At 57.1% G+C, this 15,326-nt stretch carries 14 protein-coding genes; 6 read left to right on the forward strand and 8 right to left on the reverse strand.

Translation table 11 applies throughout. The annotated features are described in order from the left end of the window. Positions 1 to 6: 6 nt before the first annotated feature. The gene (locus HFM78_RS03015; RefSeq protein WP_287127939.1) at positions 7 to 1,146 is read left to right on the forward strand and encodes a glycosyltransferase family 4 protein; all 1,140 of its coding nucleotides are present in this window, start codon (positions 7 to 9) and stop codon (positions 1,144 to 1,146) included. Here the strand turns inward: HFM78_RS03015 and HFM78_RS03020 are convergent. Continuing rightward, positions 1,136 to 2,899, reverse strand: coding sequence for a hypothetical protein (locus HFM78_RS03020; protein ID WP_287127940.1), 1,764 nt, complete (start codon positions 2,897 to 2,899; stop codon positions 1,136 to 1,138). The genes HFM78_RS03015 and HFM78_RS03020 overlap by 11 nt on opposite strands. Positions 2,900 to 3,054: 155 nt before the next feature. Between HFM78_RS03020 and HFM78_RS03025 the strand changes: the two genes are divergently transcribed. Together HFM78_RS03025 and HFM78_RS03030 are read left to right on the forward strand one after the other, a co-directional pair. Further along, positions 3,055 to 3,426 (forward strand): IS5 family transposase, encoded by a 372-nt coding sequence (locus tag HFM78_RS03025; protein WP_287127941.1) that lies wholly within the window; start codon positions 3,055 to 3,057, stop codon positions 3,424 to 3,426. 18 nt (positions 3,427 to 3,444) lie between these two features. Then, positions 3,445 to 4,899 (forward strand): sugar transferase, encoded by a 1,455-nt coding sequence (locus tag HFM78_RS03030; RefSeq protein WP_287127942.1) that lies wholly within the window; start codon positions 3,445 to 3,447, stop codon positions 4,897 to 4,899. Here HFM78_RS03030 and HFM78_RS03035 read toward each other — a convergent pair. Then, the gene (locus HFM78_RS03035; RefSeq protein ID WP_287127943.1) at positions 4,896 to 5,636 is read right to left on the reverse strand and encodes an HAD family hydrolase; all 741 of its coding nucleotides are present in this window, start codon (positions 5,634 to 5,636) and stop codon (positions 4,896 to 4,898) included. The genes HFM78_RS03030 and HFM78_RS03035 overlap by 4 nt on opposite strands. A 27-nt stretch (positions 5,637 to 5,663) precedes the next feature. On the opposite strand from HFM78_RS03035, the gene HFM78_RS03040 reads away from it, so the two are divergent. Next, positions 5,664 to 6,914, forward strand: a complete 1,251-nt coding sequence (locus HFM78_RS03040; RefSeq protein WP_287127944.1) for a polysaccharide pyruvyl transferase family protein — start codon at positions 5,664 to 5,666, stop codon at positions 6,912 to 6,914. Positions 6,915 to 6,969: 55 nt separating this feature from the next. On the opposite strand, the gene ggt is transcribed toward HFM78_RS03040, so the two are convergent. Genes ggt through HFM78_RS03060 form a run of 4 tightly spaced genes read right to left on the reverse strand, consistent with a single transcriptional unit; the run spans position 6,970 to position 10,826 of the window. Continuing rightward, entirely contained in the window at positions 6,970 to 8,676 is a 1,707-nt protein-coding gene (gene ggt, locus HFM78_RS03045; RefSeq protein ID WP_287127945.1) for a gamma-glutamyltransferase, read from the reverse strand. 8 nt (positions 8,677 to 8,684) lie between these two features. Next, positions 8,685 to 10,025 carry a replicative DNA helicase gene (dnaB, locus tag HFM78_RS03050; RefSeq protein WP_396033616.1) on the reverse strand — a complete coding sequence of 447 codons (1,341 nt, stop codon included), beginning with the start codon at positions 10,023 to 10,025 and terminating at the stop codon, positions 8,685 to 8,687. A gap of 18 nt (positions 10,026 to 10,043) precedes the next feature. Then, entirely contained in the window at positions 10,044 to 10,502 is a 459-nt protein-coding gene (rplI, locus tag HFM78_RS03055; protein WP_287127947.1) for a 50S ribosomal protein L9, read from the reverse strand. A 45-nt stretch (positions 10,503 to 10,547) separates the two neighbouring features. Further along, positions 10,548 to 10,826 carry a DUF2973 domain-containing protein gene (locus HFM78_RS03060; RefSeq protein ID WP_287127948.1) on the reverse strand — a complete coding sequence of 93 codons (279 nt, stop codon included), beginning with the start codon at positions 10,824 to 10,826 and terminating at the stop codon, positions 10,548 to 10,550. Positions 10,827 to 10,967: 141 nt separating this feature from the next. Here HFM78_RS03060 and HFM78_RS03065 point away from each other — a divergent pair, with 141 nt between their 5' ends. Together HFM78_RS03065 and HFM78_RS03070 are read left to right on the forward strand one after the other, a co-directional pair. Next, positions 10,968 to 12,554, forward strand: a complete 1,587-nt coding sequence (locus HFM78_RS03065; protein ID WP_287127949.1) for a glycosyltransferase family 39 protein — start codon at positions 10,968 to 10,970, stop codon at positions 12,552 to 12,554. 26 nt (positions 12,555 to 12,580) lie between these two features. Further along, positions 12,581 to 14,119: a glycosyltransferase family 39 protein gene (locus HFM78_RS03070; RefSeq protein ID WP_287127950.1), complete on the forward strand. Its 1,539-nt coding sequence runs from the start codon at positions 12,581 to 12,583 to the stop codon at positions 14,117 to 14,119. Between the two features lie 5 nt (positions 14,120 to 14,124). Here HFM78_RS03070 and HFM78_RS03075 read toward each other — a convergent pair whose 3' ends face one another. Both HFM78_RS03075 and HFM78_RS03080 read right to left on the reverse strand, forming a co-directional pair. Then, on the reverse strand, positions 14,125 to 14,493 hold the full coding sequence (locus HFM78_RS03075; protein ID WP_287127951.1) for a hypothetical protein: 369 nt from the start codon (positions 14,491 to 14,493) through the stop codon (positions 14,125 to 14,127). Positions 14,494 to 14,862: 369 nt separating this feature from the next. Beyond that, positions 14,863 to 15,326: His/Gly/Thr/Pro-type tRNA ligase C-terminal domain-containing protein (locus HFM78_RS03080; RefSeq protein WP_287127952.1), on the reverse strand; the 464-nt coding region annotated here is incomplete at its 5' end.

Genomic DNA, 15,326 nt, shown 5'->3' on the forward strand with positions numbered 1-15,326 from the left:
GTGGCGATGCGAATTGCAGTGATTGGGTCAAAGGGCTTACCCGCGAAACAGGGCGGGGTCGAGCGGCACTGTGAAGAGATATACGGGCGGATGGTGGCCCAGGGCCACGAGGTAGACCTCTACGGACGAGCTTCCTATACGCAAGTGCGTGGTTATCACCGGGGGATACGGGTGGTGCCCCTACCCGTGCCGGGGCTCAAGGGCGGCGATGCCTTCTTGAGTGCTGCCTTGGGGACGGTAGTGGCCCAAGCAACCCACTATGACATCATCCATATTCATGCCTTAGGTCCGGCTCTCTTTAGTGGACTACCCCGCCTCTCCCGCGCTGGGGTGGTTGTCACCTGCCACGGGCTGGACTGGCAACGGGCCAAATGGGGCAAAATTTCCAGCACTCTCCTGCATTGGGGTGAACGGTGTGCAGTCCAGTTTGCCCAACAACTCATCGTCGTCTCTGAGGACCTGGGAGCCTATTTTACCCAGACCTACGGACGGGAAACCGTCTACATCCCCAACGCTCCTGCCGGACTCAGCCCCTCCGACCCTGAGTTCACTTATGTGCAGTCCCTGGGTCTGACCCCAGGCCGGTACATTCTCTTTATGGGCCGTCTCGTTCCTGAAAAACGTCCTGACCTGCTCTTGCAAGCTTTCCAACGGCTATCGCCACCGGGCTGGAAATTGGCTTTTGTCGGGGGCGTGAGTGATACCGGCAGCTATACGGCTCAGCTACTGGACTGGGCAGTGGGGGACCCCAACGTGGTCTTTGTCGGCGAGTTGCAGGGCGAACGGCTAGCTGAGTCCCTGCGCGGCGCGGGGCTGTTTGTGTTGCCCTCGGACGTGGAGGGCTTGCCCCTGGCCTTGCTGGAAGCGATGAGCGAATTGGTCCCGGTGGTGGTGAGTGACATTCCCGTCCACCGTCAACTCACTCAAGGCGGACGGGGGACCTGTTTCAAGACGGGCGACTTGGGGGGGTGTGCTGACGCGCTGGCTTGGGTCCTGGCCCATCCCCAAGTGGCGCAGGGGATGGCCCGCACTGCCCAACAACACGTCCAGACCCATTTCAACTGGGACCTCATCACCCAGCAGACCCTCCAGGTCTACAGTCAACTCGTGGAGAGTCGCACTGCCCGCATCGGGGTTACTTCTTGACTAGGGGCAAGACGACATAGACGCGGTAGTCCTCCATGACGGCTTTAAGTTCAGCTTTGACCGTCTCAATGCCTGCCGCTGGTTCGTCTCCTTTGCCGTAACGGTACGGGTAGAACTCGCTGGCCTCCGTCGTTGTCCAGATACTCGCCCCGGTCCACTTATCGGTGGGGGTCTTATCGTTGCGGTTATCCCAGACGTAGTAGCCGTACTCCTGAATCGCCTGGAGGATGCGACGAGCGGGTAGGCTGAGAGGACGCCCTTCAACTCGCACGGTGAGCAAGTCCAAAGTTGGATCGAGTTGGATCACCCCGCCGTAGGGGACGAGCCCGTAATTAATGTTGTCAATGTAACCGTCCACCCCCAAGGCCGGATAGACCATCGCCTTCCAACTGATCCCCAGGGGACCGCCCAAGGCATGGGGAATGGGGTCCGTCGGGTGGGTGGCCTCGCCGTCTCTGAGGACCATCGCTAGGTTGGGGATCTTGGCAGCATCGGTCCCGCCGCCTTGGTCCGCAAGCGTACCCAGGGCACTGACGCTTGCCCAGTCACAATCGAAGTCCAAGCTGTTGGTGACTAGGCGGGTGTGATAGCAGGTGACGACATCATTGGTGGTCTCGTCAATGAAACTCAGGTGTCGGTCATTGCCGCCGGGGATCTCGGTATAGGCATCGTCTCGGACACGGCGGGTGTAGGTGATTGTCGGACTGAGCTTCTGGATAATGCTGTGCAGGTCGTCATCCGCCGTACCAATCGTGTAGCCCTGCTGGGTATTGGTACCGCCCTCGACGGCTAGCTCCCAGTAGGTAATATGTTCCAAGGGCAGTTGGACCTTGGGACGGTCTGCGGGAATTTTGTGGTAGAAAGATGCATCCACGGAGTAGGGCTGAAGGTATCCACCGCTCAGGGGCTGGGGCGTAAGCAAGGACCAAGACTGGGGTAAAAAAGTCCGCAGTTCCGTGGGGCTCAAGCTGAGGTCAAACCCGGCGGTACGGTACATCGTCGCAATCTCCCGCCGCTTATCGGCAAAACCAGGAGACAAAACTAACCCCGTCGTCGCCGTCGCGTTGAGGATCTGGTCTACGGACTTGGTGCTGGCGGTGGGATGGACGGGATAAACGCTCAATTCACTGGAGAACTCCGTGGTTGTGAAAGCCAAGTCCGCACTGAAGCTCGCGCCCCCCGCCTGGGGATAGCCCGTGGCCTGGAGCGTATGGGCACCCAGGGCAAGGTCACGGATATCTAGATCTAGGGTGTAAGGCGGCTCCGTCAGGGTCAAGACGGGCTGACCCGCCAGACTGAAGACCAGTTGACTGACCGCAATCGTCGGTACCGCATTGACCGTCAGCAACCCCGGTACTCGGCTCACGGCGGTCTCAGGGGCGGTCAGTTGGACGGTCGCGGTGGTAAAAGGCAACGTGGTCAGACAAACTTGACCCGTGCGAGACACCACCCGCGCCTTGATCTCATGGGGTCCAAAGGCTAGACCCTGGGTCTGCCACCCCTGGGGCACCCCCGCCACATCGCCATTGAGATAGTAGGGCGCAAGCGTATCCAGATTGACCCAGACCCCATCCACGCTAAAGTCCACCTTGCGGACCTCGGCTGGGGCTTGGGCTTGGACATAGATGACCCCCTGGACATTCTGGTTGGCTACTAATCCCGTCAACTCACAACTTAGGGGTGCCGCTTGGAGCGATCCAGTCAACGAACTCAACACGACTCCCCCAACCAATGTCCCAAACCGCTCCATCATTAGCTATTGACCTCCAGTAAGGTAAATCACGTATTTATCATGCCCAACCGCATCTTTTAACTAGTGTTCTTTACTCTGTGAGATTCACGTACTCATGCTAACTACTTCAGTGAAACATTTCAAAAACCATGAAACTACCCTCCTTGCCCAAACTCATGGATAGAAGCGATGTTACCGATGAGCAATGGACAGCCATTGAACCGCTCCTACCCAAACAAGCCCAGGGACCGGGACGGCCCCGGACCGATGACCGCAAGACCCTCAATGGCATCCTCTGGGTCCTCCGCTCGGGCCGGTCTTGGCAGGACATGCCCCTGGAATATGGGTCGCGCATCACCTGTTGGCGTCGTTTCAAAAGCTGGTCCGCCGACGGGACCTGGGACCGGATTTGGGCAGCCTTACTCCACCAACTAGATGCCCAGAGTAAACAGGACTGGTCTAGGGCTTTTTTGGAGGGTAACTTTGTCCCCACCAAGAAGGGAAACGCCCCCCTCCGGCGGTCCCGACGGCCCAACGGCCTAGATTAATTGTGAAATGCTATCTACGTGAAAACGCTGAATCCCCACGAGAACCCGACCATGGAAAACTCCAACCTGCGTGCTTCGGTGATTGCGCTTCCTTCTGCTCGTCCGCTGACACCCTTGACTCTGGACCTCAGGACCAGTACCCGTTCCTGGCGGTGGTCGGCCTTGACGTTGTTGTTGGCCTGTGACCTCGGGGGTCTCTGGGGAGCTTGGTCCGTGGCCTATACGATTCACCTCTGGCGGGGCCTGGATTGGACAGGGCTTTACCTCTTTATGGTCCTGACCTTAGTTGGTTTCATGGGCCTACTGGGCCACTACCGCAATGCCGACCGCTTCCCCAATCTGCCCCGGCTCTGGCTGGGGGTCCTAGCAACTTTTGCCCTAATCCCGCCCCTCCATTTCGGCTGGGATGTGTTTCCGCAGATTGGACGCGAGGCATTTTTCACGGCTTGGGCGGTGGCCTTGGTCTCCGTTCCCTTGACGCGGATGGTCTTGAGTATGACGGTCCAACGATTACGCAAGCTGGGTTGGTTCCCAGTCGAGGCATTTCTCGTCTGTAGCCCAGAGCGTGCAGCGTTATTGCGGTCTTGGTTGGACCAAGAGGGCCGGGTCCTAGTCCAGGAGTTAACCAACCCCAGTAGTGACGATTGGGAAGGTTTGGTTGAGCAGATCTTGGCCTCGGGCGCCACGGAGGTCATCATTGACAACTGGTCCACCAATGAGAGCCTGTTGATGCTCCACCAGAACCTCCTTGCCCAGGGGATTCGGTTGCGCTGTCTCCAGGGGGACGGTTCGCTGTGGCCCAGAGGAGCGTTTCCCCAGTTCTTCCAGGGCCGACCCATCCTGGAATTTGAACCCCCGGCGTTATTTCGAGTGCGGTTTCGGCTGAAACGGGCCTTGGATATTCTGGCTTCCGGCCTGGGTCTCCTATTATTGGCCCCGTTCCTGGGTGGGATTGCCCTGTTGATTAAACGTGATTCACCCGGCCCCGTCTTCTTCACCCAGACCCGCGTCGGGGTACGCGGCAAAGTGTTCAAACTCTTTAAATTCCGCAGTATGTACCTGGATGCGGAGGCCCGTAAGGCCGCTCTGCTGGACCAGAACGAGGGCAGTGGTCTTTTGTTCAAGATGAAGGATGATCCCCGCGTGACTGCCACGGGTCGTTGGATTCGTCGCTATTCTCTAGACGAACTGCCCCAACTGATCAATGTCTTTTTAGGTGAGATGAGTCTGGTGGGTCCGCGCCCTGCTCTACCCAGTGAAGTCGCGCTCTACAGTCCTTGGCAGCGGCAAAGGCTCTTAGTCCTACCGGGGATCACTGGGCTCTGGCAAGTATCGGGCCGCTCGGACATCAAGGATTTTGAGGATGCGGTGCGCTGCGACCTCTACTACATCCAACGCTGGTCCATCTCCATGGACCTCACGATCCTCTGGCGCACCCTAGCGGTGGTCTTCCAAGCCAAGGGTGCCTACTAGGGCCAAGTAGTGCAGGATTGCCCAAAGGTGGCTAGGTTCAACAGGTGAATTCGCGGATCGCACTGGGCAGTTTTTCGCTCAAGCTCGGTATTGTAGCCCCAGTCCGCGAGGTAGAGCTTAGTCGGTAAGGTCCGGTCCCGCACCGCTTGGAGCGTCAAAAGTCGGTCTTCCACAAACCAAATCTGCGCGTAGTCCTGGTGGAGTGTGCGTAAAATCTCCGGTTTCGACTGTTTACGTTCCTTGCCAAAGATCTGGGCGGGGTCAAAATCGAGTCCACCCTGCTCAAGCAGAGCCTGGACGAATCGGCCCTCCTTAGTCGTGATAATGACTACCGCGACCTCGGGTTGTTGGAGCCGCGCCACCACACCAGGATAAAAACGATGCAGGGCCAGCCAACTGGCGAGGTCCTCAGTAATCCACTCATCACGCAACTGGTCTAGGATAGTGCCCAGTTCCAGAGCCGTAATTCCCTGCTGTGTGATTAAGTCTTGGGCGACAGTGCGCCATTGGCTAAATAACTGGCCCTCCGGCATCCCCAAGCACAGAGCATGAATCAAGACCGGCATCTCCCAGCCCGTCTCAATCACGGGTCGGAGCCGATAAAACTGCTGGTCCAAGTCTGGTGGAAGTGCTCGGTGCCCCCAGACCCCTTGATAGGTCCGCCAAGCGGTGGCAAAATATTCCATCAATCCGTCACAGATGACCCCATCAAAGTCCAACGCCAAAAGTCCACCCATTTCTCACCACGGCACCTACCCAGTATCATGCAAATCCTGATTGAACAAAGTAGTTATGCCCTCGACAACATGGGCGACCTCGCCATGCTCGAGGTCTCGGTGAAGCGGCTCAAAGAGCTCTGGCCCGGAGCCACCCTGCGCGTCTTCACCTCAGCTCCCGAGCGGGTTGCGGCCTGTTTTCCCCAAGCACAAGCGTTTCCCATCGGGGGGCGGGCTACCTGGTTTAGACCGGTACTCGCCAGTAAGCAACTGCCCAAGCCCGTCCAGGGAGCTTTGGCCCAGTGGGAATGGGAACTCAAGTCGCGGGCTTCACCCCTAGTCCATCCCGTCCTGCACCAGAAATTAAGTTTACGCAACCGCCCCACCCAGCCCCTGGATGAATTTATCACCGCTGTTCAGAATGCAGATTTAGTCTTAGCAACTGGGGGCGGTTATATCGCCGATGCTTTTGCTGATTTTGCCAGTTCGGTCCTAGGCGTGATGGCTCTGGGGATTCAACTTAAGAAGCCCACGGCGATGCTGGGCCAAGGCTTGGGTCCCTTGACGCTCCCCCATCTCATCGCTAAGGCCCGTCAAGTCTTTCCCTACCTAGACCTTATTACCCTACGGGAACAACGGGCGGGCTTGCCTTTGCTAGCGCAATTCGGGCGGCTGCCCAGTTCTAACTTGATCGTCACGGGCGATGATGCGATTGAACTGGTCTACCCCAACCGTCAGGAAACCTTAGGCACAGGCATCGGCGTCAATTTGCGGGTTGCGGCCTACTCTGGGGTGAATGAACAGATCCTCAATACCGTCCGTCAGGCCCTCCAAGAAGTTGCCCAGACCCTAGACGCGCCGCTTTTCCCGGTACCGATTTCCCGTGGTCACGACTCCGACCCCGACTCGATTAGTCAACTCTTGAACGGGGCGGATGGGGGCCTAGCCCTTGATACCCCCGCCAAAGTGATCCAACAGGTCGGTCAATGCCGGGTGATGATGACGGGTAGTTACCACGGCGGGGTCTTCGCCCTCGCCCAGGGGGTCCCGCTCGTGGCCTTGGTCAAATCCGCCTATTATAAAGATAAATTCCTGGGGTTAGCCCAGCAATTCCAGCAGGGCTGTGAAGTCCTGTATATGGACGACCCGGACCTCAAAACTAAGTTAGTTCACACGTTAATCAGACTCTGGCAAGCCAGCCCCGACCACCGCCCCCACCTCCTACAGCGTGCCCGTGAACAAATGGAAGCAAGCCAACAAGCCTACCAGTACCTCCACGATCTAGTTGAGAGCCGCTAGGGTTTTCTGGGACCCTGGCTTTTTATGGCTTTTTCATCGTTTTATGGGTAAATAACTATTTGGCTTTTATGTAAACCTGTCCCGTCCCCTCCCGCCGGGGGTCCGCTGCTGCTTGAAACTTAAACGGGGCCAAGGGTTCCGCCATTACGGCTTGGACGCTGCCCATTGCCCGCAAGGAACGCAGCGTGTAGCCCTGGGTCTGGAGTTGCTCCTTGAGGGGCTGGGACAGGTCAGCTTCGACAAAGAGTTGGTCCGGCAGCCACTGGTGATGGAAGCGCGGGGAACGGATGGCTTGGTCCAAGGGTTGTTCTAGGTCAATCAGATTGACCATGGTCTGTAAAACCGAGGTAATGATAAAAGCCCCGCCGGGACTACCCAAGGCGACCCAGGGCCGGCCCGCTTTGAAAATCAAGGTCGGGGTCATCGAACTGAGGGGCCGCTTAAAAGGTTCAATCCGGTTAGCCGCCCCGCCCACGAGTCCAAATAAATTAGGAACTCCCGGCGCAATGGCAAAATCGTCCATCTCATTGTTGAGTAAAACCCCGGGCCCCGGCACTACCCCCCCGGCCCCAAAAGAACCATTGATCGTCTGAGGCAGGGCAATGGCGTTTCCCTGACCATCCATCGCGCTCAGGTGGGAGGTATTTTGGGATTCCGCCGCGACTTCCCAGGTCTTAAACCGGGCACGGGTGGCACTGTCTAATAAAGCTCCCGGCTCAATCATTTTGCTGGGGACGGGCTGGAGCGAGATTGTCGCCTCCAGCCGTCGGGCGTAGTTCAGCGCGGTCAATTGGGGCACCGGGACCGGGACAAAGGCCGGATCGCCCAGGAACCGGGAACGGTCAGCGTAGGCCAGCTTCATCGTCTCCGCCATAAATAGCGTCCGCTGGTCCGTCGCCATCCCCTTGAGGTCCCGCAAGCCCAACACATTCAACATCTGAATTAAATGCACCCCCCCCGAACTCGGCGGCGGCATACTGACTACGGTGTAATCCCGATACAGCCCAACCAGGGGATCACGCCACACCGGGCGGTACTCCTTGAGGTCCTGGGCGGTCGTTAAGCCTTGGGCCTGTTTCATGTACTGGACCCAGAGCCGACTGGTACTACCCGTATAGAATGACTCCCCGCCACTGGCAGCGATGGCCTTGAGGGTTTTGGCGAGATCACTCTGCTTAAGAATAGTCCCCGCCATCGGGACCCTTCCCTCCACGTACCAAATCTTGGCACTCGCACTCTGGCGGCTCAACCGGGTCTGGCTGCGCTCCAAGTGCTGTTGTAGCTCCGCACTCACCGAGAAGCCCTGCTCCGCCAACCGAATGGCCGGGGCCACGACCTGCTTGAAGTTCAACCTGCCATAGGTGCGATGCAACAGGACCAGCCCACGCACCTGCCCCGGCACTGCCCCCGCCAAAACACCCTCTTTAGTGCGCTGGGTCTGGGGTTCGCTGTTCTCTACGTAGGTGTCTGGGCGGACCCGGCGGGGAGCCACCTCCCGGAAGTCCAGGGTCCTAGACTGTTGCCGTTTGGCATCGTAGACCACCGCAAACCCACCGCCGCCCAATCCCGAACCCTCCGGCTCCACTACACCCAGCACAAAGGAAGCCGCCACCGCCGCGTCCATTGCATTCCCGCCCCGCTTGAGCATAGTGATCCCCGCCTGGGTCGCCAGAGGATGCCCCGTCGCAACGGCCCCCTCGGTGGCGAGGACCGCCGGGGCGAGGAGGACCGAAACCGTAACTAGCCCAATCCGGCTGAACATCATTACTCCTAGACATCTTTTTGCAGGTTTTTGAAGCGGGTGAACTGATTTTGGAATAGTAACTTCACCGTCCCCACGGGTCCATTCCGGTGCTTGGCAATAATGACCTCGGCAATCCCTTTATCCACAGTCTCGGGATTATAGTATTCGTCACGGTAGAGCATGATCACGATATCAGCATCCTGTTCAATACTCCCACTTTCACGCAGGTCAGCAAGCATGGGCCGTTTATTCTGCCGTGCCTCAACCCCACGGGAGAGTTGGGACAGTGCGAGGACCGGGATCTGTAGCTCACGGGCCATCGCCTTGAGGCCACGGGTAATTTGGGCAATTTCCTGGACCCGGTTATCCCCGCCGCCCTCCATCAGTTGCAAGTAATCAATCAAAACCATGCCCAACCGTCCGCCCTGTTCAGCTTTCAGACGGCGGGCCTTGGAGCGCATTTCGGTCAAAGTGATACTGGGTGAATCATCAATGTAGAGCGAGACATTGGCAATCTTACCCATGGCCTGACCGAGCTTCTGCCATTCCAGTTCACTGATACTCCCGGAGCGCAGACGGTGACTATCCACTCCCGCCTCTGAGCAGAGTAAGCGTTGGACCAATTGTTCTTTCGACATCTCTAGACTGAAACAAATCACGGGCAAGTTACACAAACTGGCAATGTTATAGCCAATGGACAGACAAAAAGCGGTCTTGCCCATAGCAGGCCGCGCCGCCACAATAATCAAGTCCGAGGGCTGGAAGCCCTGGGTAATCGCGTCTAGGTCATAGAAGTCACTGGGCAATCCAGCAAACTCGGCTCCCTGTTCATGGCGGGCCTCCAGTTGGGCAAACAGGTCCATCAATACTTCGGAGACCGGAACCAAAGAGCGTTGAATCCGCCCCTGAGTCACTTCAAAAATTAACTGTTCACCTTTATCCAACAGTTTCGCCACTTCCGTGGTGGTGTCGTAGCCCAAGGCAGAAGCCTGTTGCCCTGCCCGGATCAGTTGGCGGCGGATATATTTGTCCTGAACAATTCGCGCATATTGGTCTACATTGACGGCGTTAACCGTGGATTCCAGTAACCGCCTTAAATAGGGCGTCCCGCCAATCCGTTCCAAGACTTTATTATCTTGTAAATAAGTCGATAGATTGAGAATATCCGTCGGAACCTGCTGTTGATGTAACTGTAACGAACCCCGGAAAATCTCCTGGTGCGAGGGCACGTAAAACATCTCAGGACGTAAATGTTCCGAGACCCGTGTAATCGCTTCTGGGTCAATCATCAAGCCGCCGAGGATCGCTTCCTCGGCATCAAGACTGTGCGGCGGGGTCCGGTCATCTAGCCCTAGGTCAACATCCACCGCACACATAGAGCCACGTTACGTAGAGATTACTTCAATCGTGAGGTCCGCTGCGATATCAGTGAAGAGTTTAAGCCGCACGATGTAGGTCCCCAGATTGCGGATATCTTCTTCTGGCATCGCCAGTTCACGGCGGTCAATCGAGAAGCCGACAATATTCTGGACAGCATCGGCAATATCTTGGGCCGTCACCGAACCGAATAGTTGCCCAGTCTCACCAACTTGTTTTTGGATCACGTACTGCGGGATGCCTTCGAGCACGCGGGCGGTGTCCAGGGACGTCTGGCGGAGCTTAGCTTGGGCTTCGCGCTCCTTGACCCGGCGTTGTTCCATCAATTTGACCAACCCAGTGGTGGCCCGTTCCGCCAACCCACGGGGCAATAGGTAATTCCGTGCGTAGCCCGGTGCCACTTCAACTAAGGCACCCTTGCGCCCTAAATGCTCTACGTCTTGCTTTAAGACGAGTTTGACATTCATGGTGATTCCCATAAAATTCTTAGCTTCTTAGCTTACCATACCCGTTTAGCGTTCGGGGGCATCTTTGGATTTGTTGTAGATCTCTTCAAGTCGCCTGCGGACTTCATCGGGCGATTCATTGGCGTTGGACTCAACAAAGTTCACAAACAAGAGGGGCTCACTGACCGGGCGGCCCATGCTGTCAAGCAACTCGGGGTGGGGCACTTGGACCCTTGATTGCTTCTCAGTAATACGGTTAATACTCTGCATGTTCGTGAACATGCTCCTAACCGCTAAGTAGGCGAGAATAGTGAAGGCCGCAAAGTACATAAGTGAAAAGAGCATGAAGCATCCTCAGGGGCTGTGCCGGAACACCAGAGCGTTCTCTTTTTATTGTATGGTTTCTTCTTAGATGCAAGCTGAATTTTCTCGAAATTCACCGCCGGGACACAATCCCGCTCCGCGCATCCCACCGTGATCCCCAGTATGACCCCGCCGCTTCCACTTTCCGCTCCCCCTGCTTGGCCCCGGCTCTGGCTGGTGGTGAGTATGGCCCTGTTGTTACTGTGCAGTGCGGTCCAGACGAGTCCGATGGCCCATGATGAGGGCTGGTATGCAACCCTGGCCCAAGGGCTCGTCAAGTCTGGTGACTGGCTAACCCCGCATTGGTGGGGGGCGATGGTCTACGACAAGACCTCTGGGCTGCATTGGTTGATTGCTTTGGCCTACAGCGGGTTTGGGATCAGTCTGGGTTCGGCGCGTTTACCCAGCTTTTTGGCCTGTATTTTAAGTGTGTTGTTGACCTATGAAATTGGCTGTATTTTGCTCAATCGGACAGCGGCTTGGTGGGGGGCGATGGTCCTCACGGTGGGATTTTTATGGGTCCAGTACGGACAGTTAGCCACCCAGGATTTACCCCTAGTTGCCGTTGAATTACTCGCAATTTGGGCGATTCTTCAAGCCGAGCAATACCCTGACTGGCGGGTGAGTTGGTTAACTCTAGCGGGTTCGCTGGTGGGCGTGGGTTTCTTGGTCAAGGGGGTGATGGTTTTTTTACCGGCCCTGGCTTTAGTACCCTACTTAGTCATCCGCAAACATCTCTTGAACCCCGGACTGTATCTAGGGCTGGGTGCTGGTTTAAGTCTGGTAGCCGTTTGGTTTTGGCAATTAGAAGCGCGGCACGGGATGGCTCCCTTTGAGCAACTCTTTGGCATGGTTAAGCTGACGAGTACGGGGGATTATCATAACGTCGGACCTTTTTATTACCTCTGGAATATCCCCGCCAACGCCTTTCCCTGGCCTTTTTTCGCGCTCCTGGGTACGTACTGGGTCAGCCAAGACCGGACTCTGACGCGGCGGTGGTTGCTGTTGGGCTATCCGGTCATCCTGTTTGTCGCGCTCACACTTTTTCCGACGCGGACCCAGTACTATGCGCTGCAACTCCATCCCTTCTTGGCTCTACTGGCGGGGGTGGCCTTGGTACATCTGGCGGATCGACGTAAAACTTGGTTACCCGTGGCCCTAAGTTATGGGTTTGGTGGGTTGGGGATGGTCTTAGTCGGGGGCAGTTTACTCTTGCTGAGTCCCTGGCTGGAAATCGGTGAGGATACGCGCTATGGGTTCTTGGCGTTGGTGCTGGGGTTAAGCTGGCTGTTTTTCGGGTGGCTAGGACTTATTCGCGCCAATCCTCGGTGGTGGTTGGGAAGTCTCCTGCTCGGTCCCTGGTTGAGCCTAGCTCTAGCTGGTGCGACGGGGGGGCTGGGGAATTACAGCCCCGATGTGCGGACAGCGACCGCGCAGCCTGAGGTCAGCCAGATTTTGCAGACCCATCCGGTGCAAATGGTAGTCGCTGACCCGGTGAGCGGGGAGGACCACAAGACCTGGATTCTACTGAGTTTCTATAGTCCCAGTTGGGGTAAACGGTACCCGGACTGCATGGCTCTCCCGCCCGCAAGTTATGCCTGGGTCAGCCCTGGTCTTCTTGTCCCCTCATCTTTTCGGCAAATTACGACAGTGCGCGGTTGGCGGCTGGTTCAAGCTGATGGCAGCGGCGGGGCGCGGCTCAAGTTGTAGGATATGGTCATCCCAAGGTGAAGCTCGTGTCTCTCTCTAAACCGGAAACGATTCATCCCCTCCTCAGCAGTGGTTTGCTGGGGGTCCTGAGTGGGCTATTGTTACTGGTCCAGCGCAGTGAGTCGAGTCTGCTGGGGATTGAGGGCTATTACGGACAGATGGCGCGTGAGATGTTGGCTTCGGGGCAATGGCTTGTGCCGATGTTGCTGGGGAGTCCTGTTTTTGCCCAACCGCCCCTCCTCCTCTGGCTAATTGAACTGAGCTACCAAGTCGGCGGTATCCACGAGGGGAGTGTGCGGGCTACCAGTTGGTTGGCGGGATTGCTTACGGTGCAATTGACCTTCTGGTTGGGGCGCGAATGGCTCACGAACCGAGTGGCTTTTTGGGGAGCTTTGATTTTGTGTGAAATGGTCCTCTGGTTCAGCGGCGGGCGGGTGGCGGGACCGGATATGGTCTTCACCAGTTTGATGCTGGTCGGGCTGGGGTGCTTAGTCCAGGCCGGGAAACAGGGTCTGCGCTTGGTGGCCCTGGGTTGGGGGTTGACCGTGGGGCTGGGGTTACTGCTCAAGGGGGTCTGGGTGCTGGTGGCGGTGGTGGCGGTCCTGCCCTATCTCTGGCTCCACAACCGTCGTCATCAATTGTTGCAAAACCCCTACCTCTATTTGGGCTTGGGTCTGGGTTTGTGGATGTTTGGGCTGTGGCTGTGGGCGGCTTATCAAGGTTATGGCCCGGTGGTCTATGAGGCTTGGCTGATGCCGACCGGGGGGGCGGACCCGTTGTATTATTTCTGGACCTTGCCCTTATATACTTTCCCCTGGGCTTTCTTTGCCTTGGGTGGGCTTATTGTCCTGATTCAAGCTAATCCAAACCGCTTTTTGGTCCTTTGGAGTTATCCCGCGCTCATTTTTCTCTTACTTCAAATTAAAGGCAATAAAGTTCCCGAGGATTTGCTGCCCCTAGCTCCTTGGGTAGCTTTACTAGCTGCTGCCTATCTGGATTACTTGACCCAATCTGATACATTGCGGCGCAACATGATGAGTCTACGGCTAATCTCTCTGGGGTTAGGACTGGTCGCGTTGGGGTGTTTGGGCGTAGCTCTCATTCTCTATGTCACCCCGCAACGTTGGCTAGAAGCGGCTCCCTACTGGCCCTTGGGGTTGGTGCTGGGCGGGATGTGGTGCTTGCCGCTTGTGGTCTGGGTCTGGCAACGTTGGTTTTGGAACTGGCAGAGTCTCTGGGTCGCCACCCTGTTACTGGGTCCCTTGGCAACGTTGTTGGCAGTCATACTCCTAACGGAGGTAGGTAACTATAACTCTGCGTTTAAACAGTTCTCCAAACAATGGCCTGAAGGAATTACGGGCCCAGTGGATTTAGTACGAGAGGGGACGGAGGAATTTGCCCTGGCTTTTTATACGCCTCAACCGGGATGGCTCCTTGAGCCTGACCAAATCCAGCCGGGTCGGTGGTGGTTAGGTCCACAAACGCGCCAGACTTTAGACCAGCGGGGTTATCGTTTCCAGATACTTGGTCAAGCCGGGGACTGGACGTTGGCCCAATCCCCATAGCTGGCTTAGTTGCAGTTGAGCAACTGACCGACTCGCATATCAGGACCGACCATCTGTTCTTCACCGGCGGCATCCCCTTCCCCAGCGACTTGACCGGTGCCCATGGCGGAACCTTCACCCGTGACAGTGCCCCGGCCTACAGCAACACCACGGCCCTCGACGGAGCCGGTACCGCGCCGGGAGCGGATTTTGCCGTTCTCATCACAGTAGAGGACTACGCCCCGGCCGGTGGCGGTGCCTTGACCTTTGACGGTGCCGCGTCCGGTGCCAGACCCGGTCCCCCGCGCTCCGCCCGTACCTTCTTGTTGTGCCAGTAGCGGACTGTTCATCGCCACCGCCACTAGCAATGCCGTCATCCAGGATGCAATTTTCATGGGAACTCCTACTTGGTTTCCACTACTTACTAACGCGATTTTGTAAGGTGCTAGGACTGTCTTAGGGCTGAACTCGGGGTTAGCGGTGAGGGTTGTCTATGTGCGTTGCTTTCAACATCCAACACCCCCAACAGCCTACGAGGACAGGAACCCGCTCTCGTTCCGCCCTCGCGCTCCCTCCGACCCGTGGAGGCCGCGCACGACCCCTGTGTAACTAAAGCTCTCCACAAGAGCGAGAGAGAAACTTATCCGGTTCAATTGCTATTTAAATAGTTGAACTTCCTACCACACCCCGCCCTTTAGCCGACTCTCTTCCTTTGCTCTTTTGCCTTGGTCCCCCACGAGTGGGGCGGAGGGGCCTCTTCTGCCTTAAACCAGATGCGGTACCACTTGGTCAAATGTCAGCGTTAATTGCTGGCGTTGGGTGAGGTTTTTGAGGGCGACTTGGCCTTGGGTGGCTTCGTCGGGGGCGATGATGAGGGCGTGGGTCATGGCTTTTTTTTCGGCGTAACTAAGTTGGCGGCGTAGTTCGTTGGGGCTGAAGGGGTTGTCGCCGTAGTAGATCTCGACGGCGAGTCCGGCTTGGCGGAGTTCGCGGGTGAATCTTAGACTCAGGGCGCGGAGTGTGGGTTCGCTGAAGTGGGTGACGAGTATTTTTTGGGATTGGGTTTTGGCGGTGGTGAGACCTAGGTTCTCCATGGCGGTGAGGAGACGGTCGAGACCCAGGGAGGTCCCGGCGGCGGGGAGGTCTACACGTCCGCCGGAGAGGGTGCTAATTAGGCCGTCATAGCGTCCGCCGCCGCCCACACTGCCGACTTGGGCGGTGGGGATAA

The sequence above is a fragment of the Candidatus Cyanaurora vandensis genome (assembly GCF_013285555.1).
GTDB lineage: Bacteria > Cyanobacteriota > Cyanobacteriia > Gloeobacterales > Anthocerotibacteraceae > Cyanaurora > Cyanaurora vandensis.